Source organism: Streptomyces sp. NPDC050732, assembly GCF_040654255.1.
In the GTDB taxonomy this organism is placed as follows: Bacteria; Actinomycetota; Actinomycetes; order Streptomycetales; family Streptomycetaceae; genus Streptomyces.
Genome location: NZ_JBFAHP010000020.1, coordinates 1 through 16,085, shown reverse-complemented (window position 1 = coordinate 16,085; position 16,085 = coordinate 1). Strand labels below are relative to the sequence as shown.

The window sequence follows — 16,085 nt, the reverse complement described above, 5'->3', positions numbered from 1 at the left end:
TCCGCCGCAAGCGGCACCAGGGTGTGCGTCACGACGTCACCTCCGGGGCCTCAGTGGGCTCCGGCAGAACCGCCGGGCCGATGCGGACGAGGGCGCCGGGGCGGGCGCCGGTGTCCGACAGGACGCCTCCCCCGGTCGAGTTCAGCGGCAGCCAGACCACGCGGTCGGGCATCTCCGTGACCTGGAGGGGGAGTTCGGTCGCCCCCGCCGGTCCGGTGACGGACAGGAGGTCGCCGTCCTTCACGCCCGCCTCCGCCGCGGTGGCGGCGGACACGCGCGCGTGGGCGGCGTGCCGCGTCCCGGCGAGTGCTTCGTCGCCGTCCTGGAGGCGGCCCTGGTCGAGCAGCAGCCGGTGCCCCGCGAGGACGGCCTCGCCGGCGGCGGGCCGCGGCGGCTGGACGCCGGTCTCCAGGGGGGCGGTGGCGTGCGGCCCGTCCCAGCCGCCGAGCCGGTCCAGCTCGCGGCGCAGGGTCACCAGGTCGGGCAGGCCGAGGTGGATGTCCCCGGCGTCGGCGAGCATGTGCAGCACGCGCGCGTCGGTGGGCGCCACCCTGCGCGTCATCTGGTCCGGCTTGAGCGCGGCGTCGAACATCCGGACGCGGCCCTCCCAGTTGAGGAAGGTGCCCGGCTTCTCCGCGACGGCGGCCACGGGCAGCACCACGTCGGCCCGCTCCGTCACCTCGCTGGGCCGCAGCTCCAGGGAGACCAGGAAGCCCACCTCGTCGAGCGCCGCACGCGCGCGTGCCGGGTCCGGCAGGTCGGCGACCTCGACGCCCGCCACCAGCAGGGCGCCGAGCTCGCCGGTCGCGGCGGCCTCGACGATCTGGCCGGTGTCGCGGCCGTAGCGGTGCGGGAGTTCGGCGACGCCCCAGGCGGCCGCGACCTCGTCCCGCGCGCGCGGATCGGTGGCAGGACGGCCGCCGGGCAGCAGCGACGGCAGCGCGCCCGCCTCGATGGCGGCCCGCTCCCCGGCCCGGCGCGGGATCCAGGCCAGCCGGGCGCCGGTCGCGGCGGCGGCCCGCACGGCGGCGGTGAGCCCGCCGGGCACGGCCGCGAGCCGCTCACCGACGACGATGACGGCACCCTCGGCGCGCAGCGCCTCGGAGGCCTCGGTGCCGGGCGCCTCCAGGCCCACCCCCGCGGCGAGGGCGTCCAGCCACTCGGTCTCGGTGCCGGGAGCGGCGGGCAGCAGCGTGCCGCCCGCCTTCTCCAGGCCGCGTGTCACGAACGGCGCGAGGGAGAACGTGCGCTGGCCGTGCTTGCGCCAGGCCTTGCGCAGCCGCAGGAAGACGCCGGGCGCCTCCTCCTCGGACTCGAACCCGGCGAGCAGGACGGCGGGCGCCTTCTCCAGGAGGGCGTACGTGACGCCGCTCCCGTCGAGGTCCCGGCCCCGGCCCGCCACCCGGGCGGCGAGGAAGTCGGCCTCCTCGCTGCTGTGCACGCGCGCGCGGAAGTCGATGTCGTTCGTGTCGAGCGCCACGCGCGCGTACTTGCTGTACGCGTAGGCGTCCTCCACGGTGAGGCGGCCGCCGACGAGGACCCCGGCGCGGCCGCGCGCGGCGGCGAGACCGCGGGCCGCGGTCTCCAGGGCCTCGGGCCAGCTCGCGGGCTCCAGCTCACCCGTCGAGGCGTTGCGCACCAGGGGGGTGGTCAGCCGGTCCGGACGCTGCGCGTACCGGAAGCCGAAGCGGCCCTTGTCGCACATCCACTCTTCGTTGACCTCGGGGTCGTCCGCCGCCAGCCGGCGCATGACCTTGCCGCGCCGGTGGTCCGTGCGCGTGGCGCAGCCGCCCGAACAGTGCTCGCACACCGAGGGCGACGACACGAGGTCGAAGGGCCGGGAGCGGAAGCGATACGCCGCCGAGGTCAGGGCGCCGACCGGGCAGATCTGGATGGTGTTCCCGGAGAAGTACGACTCGAAGGGGTCGCCCTCACCGGTGCCGACCTGCTGGAGGGCGCCCCGCTCGATGAGCTCGATCATCGGGTCGCCGGCGATCTGGTTGCTGAACCGGGTGCAGCGCGCGCAGAGCACGCACCGCTCACGGTCGAGCAGCACCTGGGTGGAGATCGGCACCGGCTTCTCGTACGTCCGCTTCTTGCCCTCGAAGCGGGTGTCGGTGTCGCCGACCTGCATCGCCTGGTTCTGCAGCGGGCACTCGCCGCCCTTGTCGCAGACGGGGCAGTCCAGCGGGTGGTTGATGAGCAGCAGCTCCATCACGCCACGCTGGGACTTCTCCGCGACGGGCGAGGTCAGCTGCGACTTCACGACCATGCCGTCGGTGCACGTGATGGTGCAGGACGCCATCGGCTTGCGCTGGCCCTCCACCTCGACGATGCACTGGCGGCAGGCGCCCGCCGGGTCGAGCAGCGGGTGGTCGCAGAACCGCGGGATCTCGATGCCGAGCAGCTCGGCCGCGCGGATCACCAGCGTCCCCTTGGGGACGCTGATCTCGATGCCGTCGATGGTCAGCGAGACGAGATCCTCGGGCGGGACCGCCGCCTCCCCGCCCCCGGAGGGAGCGTTGTTGGTGGTCACTGTCATGCGTTCACCTGCGCGCTTTCAGCGGGCCTGTCGGCCCAGAGAGTCGACTTGGCCGGGTCGAAGGGGCAGCCCTTGCCGGTGATGTGCTGCTCGTACTCCGCGCGGAAGTACTTCAGTGAGGAGAAGATCGGCGAGGCCGCGCCGTCGCCCAGGGCGCAGAAGGACTTGCCGTTGATGTTGTCGGCGATGTCGTTCAGCTTGTCGAGGTCGGCCATGACGCCCTTGCCGGCCTCGATGTCGCGGAGCAACTGCACCAGCCAGTACGTCCCTTCGCGGCAGGGCGTGCACTTGCCGCAGGACTCGTGGGCGTAGAACTCGGTCCAGCGGGTGACGGCCCGCACGACGCACGTCGTCTCGTCGAAGCACTGGAGCGCCTTGGTGCCGAGCATCGATCCGGCGGCGCCGACTCCCTCGTAGTCGAGGGGGACGTCGAGGTGTTCGTCGGTGAACATGGGGGTCGATGAGCCGCCCGGCGTCCAGAACTTGAGCCGGTGTCCGGCCCGCATGCCGCCGCTCATGTCGAGCAGCTGGCGCAGCGTGATGCCGAGCGGTGCCTCGTACTGGCCGGGGTTGGTGACGTGCCCGCTCAGCGAGTAGAGCGTGAAGCCCGGGGACTTCTCACTCCCCATCGACTTGAACCAGTCTTTCCCGCGATGGAGGATCGCGGGAACGGATGCGATGGACTCGACGTTGTTCACCACAGTGGGGCATGCGTAGAGGCCCGCGACCGCAGGGAAGGGGGGACGCAGTCGCGGCTGACCACGGCGGCCTTCGAGCGAGTCGAGCAGCGCGGTCTCCTCACCACAGATGTACGCGCCCGCGCCCGCGTGCACGGTGAGTTCCAGATCGAGCCCGCTGCCCAGCACGTTCTTCCCGAGGTAGCCCGCCGCGTAGGCCTCGCGGACGGCCTCGTGCAACCGCCGCAGTACGGGGACGACTTCACCCCGCAGGTAGATGAAGGCATGCGACGACCTGATCGCGTAGCAGGCGATCACGATTCCCTCGATGAGGGAGTGCGGGTTGGCGAAGAGGAGCGGGATGTCCTTGCAGGTCCCGGGCTCCGATTCGTCGGCGTTGACCACCAGATAGTGCGGCTTGCCGTCTCCCTGCGGAATGAACTGCCACTTCATTCCGGTGGGGAATCCCGCGCCGCCCCTGCCGCGCAGGCCGGAGTCCTTCACGTAGGCGATGAGGTCGTCCGGGTCCATGGCGAGGGCCTTGCGCAGGCCTTCGTACCCTTCGTGCCGCCGGTAGGTCTCCAGCGTCCAGGACTCGTCCTCGTCCCAGAAGGCCGAAAGGACCGGGGCGAGCAGCTTCTCCGGGCTGGTCTCGTGGTTGATCTCGGCTGCCAAGGTCATCACTCCCCCTCCTCGGCGGTCGGTCCTGCCGGGTGGGCCGGGTCGGATGCCGAGGTCTGCTGTGGTGCGTCGTGCGAGCTGAGGTGCTCGGCCGGCGCTTCGTCCTGAGGGCCTCCCGCACGCGGGTGGACCACGCGCGGCTGCGGCACCTCGCCCTTGGCCAGGCGCAGGCCGATCAGTGAGGCGGGGCCCGCGCCGCCGGTCGCCTCGACGGCGCCGGGCCGCTCGTCGGGGAAACCGGCCAGGATCCGGGCGGTCTCCTTGTACGTGCACAGGGGCGCCCCGCGGGTGGGCTCGACGGGGACGCCCGCGCGCAGGTCGTCGACGAGCCGCTTGGCGGACTCGGGCGTCTGGTTGTCGAAGAACTCCCAGTTGACCATCACCACGGGGGCGAAGTCGCAGGCGGCGTTGCACTCGATGTGCTCAAGGGTGATCTTGCCGTCCTCGGTCGTCTCGTCGTTGCCGACGCCGAGGTGCTGCTTGAGCTCGTCGAAGATCGCGTCGCCGCCCATGACGGCGCACAGCGTGTTGGTGCAGACGCCGACCTGGTAGTCACCGGAGGGCTTGCGCCGGTACATGGTGTAGAAGGTCGCGACGGCCGTGACCTCGGCCGTGGTCAGGCCCAGCATCTCGGCGCAGAACCGCATGCCCGTGCGGGTGACGTGGCCTTCCTCGGACTGCACCAGGTGGAGCAGCGGGAGGAGCGCCGACCGGGACCCGGGGTAGCGGGCGATGACGTCCTTGGCGTCCCTCTCCAGGCGGGCGCGCACGTCGGCCGGGTAGTCGGGGGCGGGGAGTTGGGGCATGCCCAGGCTGACGCCCGCGCTCTTCTCGGAAGGAGTGGTGGTCACCGGTCGACGCCTCCCATCACGGGGTCGATGGACGCGACGGCGACGATGACGTCGGCGACCTGGCCGCCCTCGCACATCGCGGCCATGGCTTGCAGGTTGGTGAAGGACGGGTCGCGGAAGTGGACCCGGTAGGGGCGAGTGCCCCCGTCGGAGACGACGTGCACGCCGAGCTCGCCCTTGGGCGACTCGACCGCGGTGTACGTCTGTCCGGCCGGCACCCGGAAGCCCTCGGTCACCAGCTTGAAGTGGTGGATGAGGGACTCCATGGAGGTGCCCATGATCTTCTTGATGTGGTCGAGCGAGTTGCCGAGGCCGTCGGGGCCGAGGGCCAGTTGGGCGGGCCAGGCGATCTTCTTGTCCTCGACCATGACGGGTCCGGGGGCGAGCCGGTCGATGCACTGCTCGATGATGCGCAGCGACTGCCGCATCTCTTCGAGGCGGATCAGGAAGCGGCCGTAGGAGTCGCAGGTGTCGGCAGTCGGGATGTCGAACTCGTAGTTCTCGTAGCCGCAGTAGGGCTGGGTCTTGCGCAGGTCGTGCGGGAGGCCCGCCGAGCGCAGGACCGGGCCCGTGGCGCCGAGCGCCATGCAGCCCGCGAGGTCGAGATAGCCGACGTCCTGCATGCGGGCCTTGAAGATGGGGTTCCCGGTGGCGAGCTTGTCGTATTCGGGAATGTTCTTCTTCATCTTCTTCACGAACTCGCGGAGCTGGTCCACCGTGCCGGGCGGCAGGTCCTGGGCGAGTCCGCCGGGCCGGATGTACGCGTGGTTCATCCGCAGGCCGGTGATGAGTTCGAAGAGGTCGAGAACGAGTTCACGATCGCGGAATCCGTAGATCATGATCGTCGTCGCGCCGAGCTCCATGCCGCCGGTGGCGATGCACACCAGGTGTGAGGAGAGGCGGTTGAGCTCCATGAGGAGGACGCGGATGACCGAGGCGCGGTCCGGGATCCGGTCCTCGATGCCGAGGAGCTTCTCGACGCCGAGGCAGTACGCCGTCTCGTTGAAGAACGGCGTCAGGTAGTCCATGCGCGTGACGAACGTCGTGCCCTGGGTCCACGTCCGGAATTCGAGGTTCTTCTCGATGCCGGTGTGCAGATAGCCGATGCCGCAGCGGGCCTCGGTGACCGTCTCGCCCTCGATCTCCAGGATGAGCCGGAGCACGCCGTGCGTGGACGGGTGCTGCGGGCCCATGTTGACGATGATGCGCTCGTCGTCGGCCTTGGCCGCGGACTGGACGACCTCGTCCCAGTCGCCGCCGGTGACTGTATATACAGTCCCCTCGGTCGTTTCGCGGGCATCGGAGAGGTGCGTCCCGGAGGGACTCGGTGAGGGGCGGTGGCCGGGAGACGGGTGGGCATGTGAAGTGCTCATCAGGTGTACGACCTCCGCTGGTCCGGAGCCGGGATCTGGGCGCCCTTGTACTCGACGGGGATGCCGCCGAGGGGGTAGTCCTTGCGCTGCGGGAAGCCCTGCCAGTCGTCCGGCATCATGATCCGCGTGAGCGCCGGGTGGCCGTCGAAGACGAGGCCGAAGAAGTCGTACGCCTCGCGCTCGTGCCAGTCGTTGGTCGGATAGACCGGGACCAGTGTGGGCAGGTGCGGATCGGCGTCGGGCACGGCGACTTCGAGCCGGATCAGCCGGTTGTGGGTGATCGAGCGCAGGTGGTAGACGGCGTGCAGCTCGCGGCCCTTGTCGCCGGGGAAGTGCACCCCGCTCACGCCGGTGCAGAGCTCGAAGCGCAGGGCCGGGTCGTCGCGCAGGGTCCGGGCGACGCGGACGAGGTGTTCGCGCGCGATGTGGAAGGTGATCTCGCCGCGGTCGACGACGGTCTTCTCGATCGCGTTCTCCGGAAGGAGGCCCTGTTCCTCCAGGGCGCCCTCCAGTTCGTCGGCCACCTCGTCGAACCAGCCGCCGTAGGGGCGCGCGGAGGCGCCGGGCAGTGCGATGGTCCGCACCAGCCCGCCGTAGCCGGAGGTGTCCCCGCCGTCGGCGGCGCCGAACATGCCCCTGCGTACGCCGATGACCTCGCCGGCCTCGTCGCGCGGCGCGGGTACTCCGCTGCCGCTCAGGTGCTCGTGGTGCGGGTCGGGTGCGTCGCTCACCGCAGCAGCCCCTTCATCTCGATGGTGGGGAGCGCCTTGAGGGCCGCCTCCTCCGCCTCACGGGCCGCGTCTTCCGCGTTCACGCCGAGCTTGGTGTTCTGGATCTTCTCGTGGAGCTTGAGGATCGCGTCCAGCAGCATTTCGGGGCGCGGCGGACATCCCGGCAAATAGATGTCGACCGGGACAACGTGGTCCACGCCTTGCACAATCGCGTAATTGTTGAACATTCCACCCGACGACGCGCAAACCCCCATGGAAATGACCCACTTGGGGTTGGGCATCTGGTCATAGACCTGCCGCAGCACCGGCGCCATCTTCTGGCTCACCCGGCCCGCCACGATCATCAGGTCGGCCTGGCGCGGCGAGCCGCGGAAGACCTCCATGCCGAAACGCGCCATGTCGTACCGCCCGGCGCCAGTCGTCATCATCTCGATGGCGCAGCAGGCGAGGCCGAACGTGGCGGGGAAGACGGAGGACTTCCGCATCCAGCCCGCGGCCTGCTCGACGGTGGTCAGCAGAAATCCGCTCGGCAGTTTCTCTTCGAGTCCCATGCTCTTTGACCCCTCAGACCCTTAGTCCCATTCCAGGCCGCCGCGACGCCATACGTACGCGTAGGCGACAAAGACGGTGAGCACGAAGAGCAGCATCTCCACGAGCCCGAAAATCCCCAGCGCGTCGAAGGTGACGGCCCAGGGATAGAGGAAGACGATCTCGATGTCGAAGACGATGAAGAGCATCGCCGTCAGGTAGTACTTGATGGGGAATCGCCCGCCGCCTGCCGGCGTCGGCGTCGGCTCGATGCCGCACTCATAGGCCTCTAGCTTCGCGCGGTTGTACCGCTTTGGACCGATAAGCGTGGCCATGACCACGGAGAAGATCGCAAAGCCTGCCCCGAGGGCTCCCAGCACGAGGATGGGCGCATAGGCGTTCACGCTCCTCGCTCCTCTCAGTCGGCACTGACTGTTGGCGGTTGCGTCGGGCCGGCCCCTGATCCCCATGAAGATCGCTTACATGTGAAGCAGGTCACAAGCCCAACTGCCCCGCATCCTATGCCTGCCGGTCTGTGATCTGCGACACGGGGTGCGACAACGGCTTTGTGATCTCCACCACCTGACGAAGGATCATGAAGTCGGATGAGCGGTGATCTTCGTACGCGAAGCGCCTGAGTGATCACTAGAGGTGACATCTCAGCGCGTCACCCCTGGTCGAAGGGGTGTCGCCCTATCAAGAGATGTCCACTGCAAGCAAATTGGCGCTGGACGCGATCACTTGATAAAGGAGCCGCGTTCACACTTTGGCGGCAGAAGTACGGACGGATGTGGACGCGTGCACCGATTCACGAGCGCCCGGCCCTCGGGGTCGCGGGTCCGGAAAACCCCGGAAGATCTCGGGGAGGTATCGGCGAGATCTCAGGGAGATCCCCGAGGGGCTCACCATGTGACCTGCGCCACAGGGGCCCCTCCCGTGAATAAACCGGGCTTGGCCAACGGACTCAACCGGTGGTAGACCGCGGGCAATTCGGGCGTATCGCAGAAAACCCATGATCACAGGCGTGATCGCCGCTGTCCGCATTGCCCGTTACGGCGTCAATAAGGAGCGACACGCCCGGGATTCGGGGCCGGAATCCACAACTGTGGCGCAGCACACGTTTCTTGAAGGGAACCGTGAGTCCCTGATAGCGGTTGTTCCCATGTCCCACACCGCTCACATACCCAGCCACCGGAAGCCCCGTCGCAGCGCCACCAAGGTCGCCCTGCGCGCCGGAGTTGCCGGTGGCGTTCTCAGCACCCTGGCAGTGGCCGCGGCGGCCGGTACGGCGAACGCGGCCGAGCCGGTGTCCGAGACCATCGAAATGCCCACGCTCACCACCGATCTGTCCGCGCAGATCGCCCAGTCGGCGGACGCCACCCAGCAGGCCGCCGACACCTACGAGTCGCGCGCCGAGCAGGACGCGGCCGCCGCCAAGGCCGCCAAGCAGGCCAGGGAAGACCTGGCGAAGGCCGAGAAGAAGGCCGAGGCCGAGCGCAAGGCCGCGGCCGCCGCGAAGAAGAAGGCCGACGAGGAGCGGGCCTCCCGCTCCGCCGAGCGCACCACGCTCTCGACGCAGTCCTCCTCCGGTTCGGGTTCCAACGCCTCCGCCTCCGCCTCCGACTCGGTCGCCCCGGCCAGCGGCAGCGTCGGCGCGGTCATCGGCTTCCTCAAGGCGCAGCTCGGTGACGCGTACGTGATGGGTGCCTCGGGTCCGAACGCCTGGGACTGCTCCAGCCTCGTGCAGGCCGCGTTCAAGCAGGCGGGTGTGGACCTTCCGCGCGTCTCGCAGGACCAGTCGACGATGGGCACCGAGGTCGGCACCTCGAACCTGCAGGTCGGCGACATCCTCTACTGGGGCGGCAAGGGCTCCGCCTACCACGTCGGTGTGTACATCGGCAACGGCCAGTACCTGGACGCCGCCAACCCCAGCAAGGGCGTTGTCATCCAGGACCTGTCGGGCTACCCGGCCTCGGGCGCCGTGCGCGTCCTCTGACGGCCTCTTAGAGCAGCGAACGAGGGCCGGAACCCCCTGGTGGGGTTCCGGCCCTCGGCATGCCCTGAGCGGGTCCCTCAGGCGCTCTTGGGCGTCAGCTCCGCCATCGCGGACCAACCGGAGCCGTCGATCTCGGTGTTCACGATCTGCGGCACGGTGGCGATGAGCTCGCCCATCGTCTCCAGGCCGGCCTTGAAGTGGTCGGAGCCGACGTGCGCGGCGCCCGCGTCCCCGTCGGCGAAGGCCTCCAGGAGCACGAACTGGTTCGGGTCCTCGACGGAGCGGGACCACTCGAAGAAGAGGTTGCCCGGCTCCGCGCGCGTGGCGGCGGTGAATGCGGCGGTCCGCTCGATCCAGCTGTCGCTGTGCTCGGGGCGGACGGTGAACTTGACGGCGATGAAAATCATGCGGCCAGCGTCCGTCCGTCCGGCGCGCGCGGCAAGCCGGGCCGCCCGCTATTCCGACGCTGCCGGAATCCCGTGCCGCGCCGCCCGGGACAGGACCCGCGCCAACTCGCCGCGCCGCCCCCGGAACCGCTCGGTCGGCAGCGACACCGACAGTGCCCGCGCGCCGTCCGCGAGCGGTACGGCCACGCAGGTGTACGCCGGGTCCGTCTCCCCCACCGACACCGCGACGCCCGCCGTGCGCACCCGGCGCAGCTCGGCCTCGAAGCGGTCCGGGTTCGTGATGGTGTGCTCGGTGAGCCGCGGAAGGCCGTGCTCGTCGAGATAGCGGCGCCGGGCCGTCCGGTCGAGCGAGGCCAGCAGCACCTTGCCGTGCGCCGTGGCGTGCGCGCCCCGGTCGACGCCGACCTCGAACGGATCGCCTTCGCACCCGGACGCCGTGGAGTCGACGACCGCGATCCGGCCGCCCCTGCGGGTGCTCAGATACGCGTGGGCGCCCGCCAGCCTGCGTACCGCGTGCAGCATTCCGTACGTCTCCTCGTCCAGGCCCGTGTGGCGGCGGAAGGAGCGGTACAGGGCCGGGACCCGCGGGCCGAGCACATAGCCCTGCGGGGTGCGGTCGACGTGGCCGCGCGCGACGAGCGGGCCCATCAGGTGGTACACGGTCGACAGGGCGCAGCCCGCCTCCCGGGCGAGGGACTTGGCGGGAACGGGACGTGCCGACCGGGCGACGGCCTCCAGGAGGTCGAGCGCCCGGTCCACCGAATGGGGCACGCTCACGCCTTCGGTGCCACCTTGCTCAGACCGTTGATGATGCGGTCCATGGCGTCGCCGCCCATCGGGTCCGTCAGGTTCGCCAGCATCTTCAGGGTGAACCGCATCAGGACGGGGTGGGTCAGGCCGCGCTGGGTCGCGATCTTCATGACCTTCGGGTTGCCGATGAGCTTCACGAAGGCGCGGCCCAGCGTGTAGTAGCCGCCGTAGACCTCCTTGAGCGTCTTCGGGTAGTTCTGCAGTGCCAGTTCGCGCTGGGCGGGGGTGGCACGCGCGTGTGCCTGTGCGATGACGTCCGCCGCGATCTGGCCGGACTCCATGGCGTACGCGATGCCCTCGCCGTTGAAGGGGTTCACCAGGCCGCCCGCGTCGCCGACGAGCAGCAGGCCCTTCGTGTAGTGCGGCTGGCGGTTGAAGGCCATCGGCAGGGCGGCGCCGCGGATCGGCGTCGTCATGTTCTCCGGGGTGTAGCCCCAGTCCTCCGGCATGGAGGCGCACCAGGCCTTGAGGACCTCGCGCCAGTCGAGCTCGCGGAACGACTTGGAGGAGTTGAGGATGCCGAGGCCGACGTTGGACGTGCCGTCGCCCATGCCGAAGACCCAGCCGTAGCCGGGCAGGAGCCGGTCCTCGCCGGGGCCGCGGCGGTCCCACAGCTCCAGCCAGGACTCCAGGTAGTCGTCGTCGTGGCGGGGCGAGGTGAAGTACGTGCGGACCGCGACGCCCATCGGGCGGTCCTCTCGGCGGTGCAGCCCCATGGCCAGCGAGATCCGCGAGGAGTTGCCGTCGGCGGCGACGACGAGGGGGGCGTGGAAGGTGACCGGGGTCTTCTCCTCGCCCATCCTGGCGTGCACGCCGGTGACGTGGCCGGTGCGGTCGTCGATGATCGGCTCGCCCACGTTGCAGCGCTCGTACAGGCGTGCGCCCGCCTTCTGTGCCTGGCGGGCGAGCTGCTCGTCGAAGTCGTCACGCTTCCGGACGAGGCCGTAGTCGGGGTAAGAGGCGAGTTCCGGCCAGTCCAGCTGGAGCCGCACGCCGCCGCCGATGATGCGCAGGCCCTTGTTCCGCAGCCAGCCCGCCTCTTCGGAGATGTCGATTCCCATGGACACCAGCTGCTTGGTGGCGCGGGGCGTGAGCCCGTCACCGCAGACCTTCTCCCGCGGAAACGCGGTCTTCTCCAGAAGGAGTACGTCGAGTCCGGCCTTTGCCAGGTAGTACGCCGTCGTCGAACCGGCGGGGCCGGCTCCGACGACGATCACGTCCGCGGAGTGTTCGGAGAGGGGCTCGGTCACGGCGGGTTCTCCCCAAGGCTCGAAATCTGTGTGCCGACCGGCACGGGATATGGGCAGTCTATGAGGCGGTACTGATCAGCCAGCCGAAGGGCCACACGTGACCGAGCAGACCGATACCCTGCCCGCGCTGCACCTCCCCGCCGTGCAGCTGCGCGTCCCCACCCACGAGGACGCCCATGCCTGGCACCGGCTCTTCGACGACCCCGAGGTCATGGAGTTCTTCGGCGGTACGTCGGCGGAGCCCTCCATGTACGAGGAGCTGACCGCCCGGCAGCGCAGACACGACGCCGAACTGGGCTACTGCCTGTGGACGTTGCTCGACGCGGACGGCGAGCCGATCGGCTTCACGGGCGCCCAGCCCTGGCCACGGGACTGGGGCCCGGTCGGCGAGATCGAGATCGGCTGGCGGCTCGGCCGCGCCGCCTGGGGCAAGGGGTACGCCACCGCGGCCGCCCTGGCGACGGTCGAACGGCTGCGCGCGGCGGGCGTACCGAGCGTGGTGGCGATGGTCGTCGAGGGGAACGAACGTTCCATAGCGGTGACCCGGCGGCTCGGCATGGAGCTCGCCGAGACATTCACCACTCCCCCGCTGGTCCCGGGCGTCGAGGCGTCGCGTCGTACGTCCCGGTGCTACCGGCTCACCCTGTAGTGAGCCTGTAGCAAGGCTCCACGTCAGTCCGTGAGCCGCCAGGTGTCCAGGGCGGTCGCGTGCGTCTTCGCGCCCTCTCCCGCGGGCCAGAAGTCCTCGCGCCACGAGAGCTGGATCGCGTACTCCGTGCCGTTCTCCGCGACGTAGCTCTGGTTGAGGGCGTGGATCGTGCGGCCCCCCTCGTCGGTGTACGTGTACTCCCAGATCGCGCCGTCATGCCCCTGGAAGGTGTTCTTCTCCAGCCGGACGCGCTCGTAGTCCGACTTGTCGGGAGCCGACTTGGTGTGCTGCTCGATGTTCCTGAAGTTCTCGTACGAGGTGTAAGGGGCATCCGTGACGACGCCGACGAGGAACTCCTCACGTCCGGTCAACCCCGCATAGGTGATCTGTCCGGGGCGCTCGGGGTTGACGGACTGCCGGGTCCAGCCCTCGGGCACCGCGAAGGAGAAGCCCTCGGGGTCGGTGACGCGGTCGGTCCCCGGGCTCTCCGGGCTCTCCGGAGAGCCCGTGCTCCCCGTGCTTTCCTGACTCGGTGACGCGAACGGGCTCGGGGTGGCGCTCGGGCTCCCGCTCGGGCCCTCCGACCGGCTGACCGAGGGCCTGCCGTCCTTGCCCTTCCCGTCCGTCTTGTCGTCGCCGGTGTCCTGCCAGATCAGGACACCGGCGGTCACCCCGCCCCCGACGACGAGGGCCCCGACGAGCGTGGCCACCCAGACCCCGGCCCCGCCGCGCGGCTTGGCCGCGGAGGGCTGCTGCCCGATGTGGACGGGGTGGGGGGCGTACGCCGGGGCGGCGGTCTGGGTGGGGGTTTCCGTGAGAGCCCCGGTCGGCGCCGCCGGCGCCTGTGGCGTGGCGAGCGGTGCGTACGCGGGCGGGGTGGGCAGGCCGCCGTGGCCCGCCATCCGCAGCAGATACGGGCCGAGCAGCGCTGCCGGGAAGATCCACAGCAGCCCGAACAGGAGCATCTCCGGGACGCTCAGCCCGAGCTCCACGCCCCCGCTGCCGCTGCTGCTACTGCTGCCGCCGCCGAACCCGGACCCTCCCTCGAAGGCCTGCCCGGACAGCTCGACGCCGAGGCCGCTGAACCCGGCGAGCAGCAGGACGAACCCGAAGAAGACGGCGGCGGCGAGGAGTTGCTCGCCGCGGCCCACGCAGCGCCGCGCGGCGAGCACGCCGAGCGTCAGCGCGCAGACCAGGCCGAGCGCCAGCGCGCCGACGATCGCCCAGTCGTTGGTGACGTCGCCCAGTTCGGCGAGGCCGAAGGACTCGCTCTCACTCCCGCCCCCGTACATCGAGCTGCTGCCGCGCACCGAGGCCTCTGCGCCCGCGCCCCAGCCGATGCCGAGCGCCGTGACCGCGAGGTTCGGCAGGATGAGCAGCGCGATCAGGAGCGGCGAGATGTCGGTGTCGTCGAGGTCGGTGAGGTCGGCCAGGTCGTCGATCTGGGCGATGCTGACGAAGGCGACGAGCGAACAGAGCACGAGCACGACGACGAGGGCGCGCAGCGCGGTGCCGGTGGCCCGGACGACGGACTGCGCGCCGGGGCGCGCGGTCATCCGCGCCCAGGCCGACGGCTGGGCCTGCCCGGCGGTGAGCCCTCCGCCGGCCTCCGTCGTCGCGTCCACGCGGTGCAACACCGCGCAGGAGACGGCGAGTCCGAGCACCAGCGCACCCAGCGCGGCGAGCGCCGGGGACGACGACAGCTCGACTCCCTCGATCTCGGGCTGCGCGAAGAGCGCGAGCGCCAGCACGCCCACGGTGACCGACAGCGCGACGCGGACGGCCGCTTCGAGGCCGGCGGTGCCGCCGCCCTGGCCGGCGCCACGGGACACGAGGCGGTTGCGCAGGACGCGTACGCCGATGACGAGGGCCACGATCCACAGCGCGGTCATGGTGAGCGGGACGAGGTGCAGGGACGCGGTGCCCTCGACCGCGGTCTCCGAGGCGTCCGACCCCATCCCCAGGCCGTCGGAGCCGCTGGAGCCGCCGAAGCCCGGCCGCTCCTCACGGCCCGTGAACTCGAAGCCGCCGCCGATGGATTGGAGCAGCATCGCGAGGGCGACCCGCAGCCGGTCGGTGAAGTCGAAGACGACCTCGTCGTCCTGGCCGTACGCGGGGAGTGCCAGCGAGACGGCCCCGATCAGCAGCAGCGCGAGCGGCCACAGGGCGGCCTGCACGGAGCCGGCCCAGTCCCCGCGGAACGTACGCCCGAAGAAGGCGCCCACGGGTGAGGGCGCGAGGGCGGCGCCCGGGGTGTGGGTGGGGGGTGGTGGTGCGGCGGGCGGGGCGGGAGGTGGTGTGGCGGATTCTGCGGGGGGCGGTGTGGCGGGTGGTGTGGCGGGCTGCTTCGGCTCGGAGAGGCGTTCGCGCCCGCACTTCATACAGAAGCGGGCCTCTTCGGGGCTGGGCGCCCCGCAGTGTGGGCAGTACGACGCCATCAGGACGCTCCGTGACTCAGGAGTTCAGCAAGGAATGCGGACCGGCCCATAAGCGCCGCATAAATAAACGGCAGGGTCGTATCAACGGACACATCTTGCCCGGTGGCCGGTTCCCTTGGGCCGGTGGAATCCGAGTCTCAACTGGAGCGTTACGAAACGGGCTTGGCCAGCTGTGCCGGAGCGGCCGCTCCGGGTCAGCTCTGCTTGAAGCCGCGGTGCAGCGCCACGACGCCGCCCGTCAGGTTCCGCCAGGCCACCTTCGACCAGCCCGCGTCCTTCAGCAGCGCGGCGAGCGCGGGCTGGTCGGGCCAGGAGCGGATCGACTCGGCGAGGTAGACGTACGCGTCCGGGTTCGAGGACACCGCGCGGGCGACCGGGGGCAGCGCGCGCATCAGGTACTCCTCGTACACCGTGCGGAACGGCTTCCACGTCGCGTGGGAGAACTCGCAGATCACGACCCGGCCGCCGGGCTTCGTCACGCGGTACAGCTCGCGGAGCGCGGCGCCCGTGTCCTGGATGTTGCGCAGCCCGAAGGAGATGGTGACGGCGTCGAAGGTGTCGTCCTTGAACGGCAGCTTCGTGCCGTCGCCCGCCGTGAACGGCATCCAGGGGTGACGCTGCTTGCCGACGCGCAGCATGCCGAGGGAGAAGTCGCAGGGCACGACGTACGCGCCGGCCCGAGCGAAGGGCTGCGAGGAGGTGGCGGTGCCGGCCGCGAGGTCGAGGACCTTCTGCGCCGGGCGCGCGTCGACCGCCTTGGCGACCTCCTTGCGCCAGAGGCGGGCCTGGCCGAGGGAGAGCACGTCGTTGGTGACGTCGTAGCGTTCGGCCACGTCGTCGAACATCGTGGCGACTTCGTGCGGCTGCTTGTCCAAGGAGGCTCGGGTCACCCGGCCATTGTGTCAGGCCGGTCTTCTCTCTTGGCGGCGCCCTCTTTCGCCTGCGGCGGGCTGTATCGCCTGCGGCGGGCTGTTTCGCCTTCGCGTGTGCCGGGGGTGCTCTCTTTGCGGGTGCGGGTCTCGTCGTGGCTGGTCGCGCAGTTCCCCGCGCCCCTAACGGGGCGCCGCGCCCACACTCCGGATGGTCGAGAAGCGCGTACAGCATCGGCGGTACGAACATGGTGGCGGTGATCCGCTCCTCCCGCAGCACCGC

General features: G+C 70.5%; 14 protein-coding genes. 2 read left to right on the top strand and 12 right to left on the bottom strand.

Translation table 11 applies throughout. The annotated features are described in order from the left end of the window. Window positions 1-28: 28 nt before the first annotated feature. The 7 genes from AB0H82_RS19475 to AB0H82_RS19445 are packed head-to-tail and all read right to left on the bottom strand — an operon-like array spanning window position 29 to window position 7,787. The gene (locus AB0H82_RS19475) at window positions 29-2,542 is read right to left on the bottom strand and encodes an NADH-quinone oxidoreductase subunit G (protein WP_362994293.1); all 2,514 of its coding nucleotides are present in this window, start codon (window positions 2,540-2,542) and stop codon (window positions 29-31) included. Further along, complete coding sequence (gene nuoF, locus AB0H82_RS19470; protein WP_362994291.1) at window positions 2,539-3,900, bottom strand: NADH-quinone oxidoreductase subunit NuoF; 1,362 nt, start codon at window positions 3,898-3,900, stop codon at window positions 2,539-2,541. The genes AB0H82_RS19475 and nuoF overlap by 4 nt, the downstream gene beginning before the upstream one ends. Then, on the bottom strand, window positions 3,900-4,751 hold the full coding sequence (nuoE, locus tag AB0H82_RS19465; protein WP_362994289.1) for an NADH-quinone oxidoreductase subunit NuoE: 852 nt from the start codon (window positions 4,749-4,751) through the stop codon (window positions 3,900-3,902). Before nuoE ends, nuoF begins: the two co-directional genes overlap by 1 nt. Continuing rightward, window positions 4,748-6,124, bottom strand: a complete 1,377-nt coding sequence (locus tag AB0H82_RS19460) for an NADH-quinone oxidoreductase subunit D (protein ID WP_362994287.1) — start codon at window positions 6,122-6,124, stop codon at window positions 4,748-4,750. The genes nuoE and AB0H82_RS19460 overlap by 4 nt, the downstream gene beginning before the upstream one ends. Further along, window positions 6,124-6,855 (bottom strand): NADH-quinone oxidoreductase subunit C, encoded by a 732-nt coding sequence (locus AB0H82_RS19455; RefSeq protein WP_362994285.1) that lies wholly within the window; start codon window positions 6,853-6,855, stop codon window positions 6,124-6,126. The genes AB0H82_RS19460 and AB0H82_RS19455 overlap by 1 nt, the downstream gene beginning before the upstream one ends. Next, complete coding sequence (locus tag AB0H82_RS19450; protein WP_362994283.1) at window positions 6,852-7,406, bottom strand: NADH-quinone oxidoreductase subunit B family protein; 555 nt, start codon at window positions 7,404-7,406, stop codon at window positions 6,852-6,854. Before AB0H82_RS19450 ends, AB0H82_RS19455 begins: the two co-directional genes overlap by 4 nt. 21 nt (window positions 7,407-7,427) lie before the next feature. Further along, the gene (locus AB0H82_RS19445) at window positions 7,428-7,787 is read right to left on the bottom strand and encodes an NADH-quinone oxidoreductase subunit A (protein WP_003992243.1); all 360 of its coding nucleotides are present in this window, start codon (window positions 7,785-7,787) and stop codon (window positions 7,428-7,430) included. 758 nt (window positions 7,788-8,545) lie between these two features. On the opposite strand from AB0H82_RS19445, the gene AB0H82_RS19440 reads away from it, so the two are divergent. Further along, window positions 8,546-9,379, top strand: a complete 834-nt coding sequence (locus AB0H82_RS19440; protein ID WP_362994280.1) for a C40 family peptidase — start codon at window positions 8,546-8,548, stop codon at window positions 9,377-9,379. Between the two features lie 77 nt (window positions 9,380-9,456). Here AB0H82_RS19440 and AB0H82_RS19435 read toward each other — a convergent pair whose 3' ends face one another. The 3 genes from AB0H82_RS19435 to AB0H82_RS19425 are packed head-to-tail and all read right to left on the bottom strand — an operon-like array spanning window position 9,457 to window position 11,846. Further along, on the bottom strand, window positions 9,457-9,786 hold the full coding sequence (locus AB0H82_RS19435) for an antibiotic biosynthesis monooxygenase (RefSeq protein WP_362994279.1): 330 nt from the start codon (window positions 9,784-9,786) through the stop codon (window positions 9,457-9,459). A 48-nt stretch (window positions 9,787-9,834) separates the two neighbouring features. Beyond that, window positions 9,835-10,563 carry an IclR family transcriptional regulator C-terminal domain-containing protein gene (locus tag AB0H82_RS19430; protein WP_362994277.1) on the bottom strand — a complete coding sequence of 243 codons (729 nt, stop codon included), beginning with the start codon at window positions 10,561-10,563 and terminating at the stop codon, window positions 9,835-9,837. After that, window positions 10,560-11,846, bottom strand: coding sequence for a geranylgeranyl reductase family protein (locus tag AB0H82_RS19425; RefSeq protein ID WP_362994276.1), 1,287 nt, complete (start codon window positions 11,844-11,846; stop codon window positions 10,560-10,562). The genes AB0H82_RS19430 and AB0H82_RS19425 overlap by 4 nt, the downstream gene beginning before the upstream one ends. Window positions 11,847-11,943: 97 nt before the next feature. Here AB0H82_RS19425 and AB0H82_RS19420 point away from each other — a divergent pair, with 97 nt between their 5' ends. After that, entirely contained in the window at window positions 11,944-12,495 is a 552-nt protein-coding gene (locus AB0H82_RS19420) for a GNAT family N-acetyltransferase (protein WP_362994274.1), read from the top strand. A 23-nt stretch (window positions 12,496-12,518) separates the two neighbouring features. On the opposite strand, the gene AB0H82_RS19415 is transcribed toward AB0H82_RS19420, so the two are convergent. Together AB0H82_RS19415 and AB0H82_RS19410 are read right to left on the bottom strand one after the other, a co-directional pair. Next, on the bottom strand, window positions 12,519-14,933 hold the full coding sequence (locus AB0H82_RS19415; RefSeq protein ID WP_362994272.1) for a zinc-ribbon domain-containing protein: 2,415 nt from the start codon (window positions 14,931-14,933) through the stop codon (window positions 12,519-12,521). A gap of 194 nt (window positions 14,934-15,127) precedes the next feature. Continuing rightward, the gene (locus AB0H82_RS19410) at window positions 15,128-15,823 is read right to left on the bottom strand and encodes a demethylmenaquinone methyltransferase (RefSeq protein ID WP_362994270.1); all 696 of its coding nucleotides are present in this window, start codon (window positions 15,821-15,823) and stop codon (window positions 15,128-15,130) included. Between the last annotated feature and the right edge of the window lie 262 nt (window positions 15,824-16,085).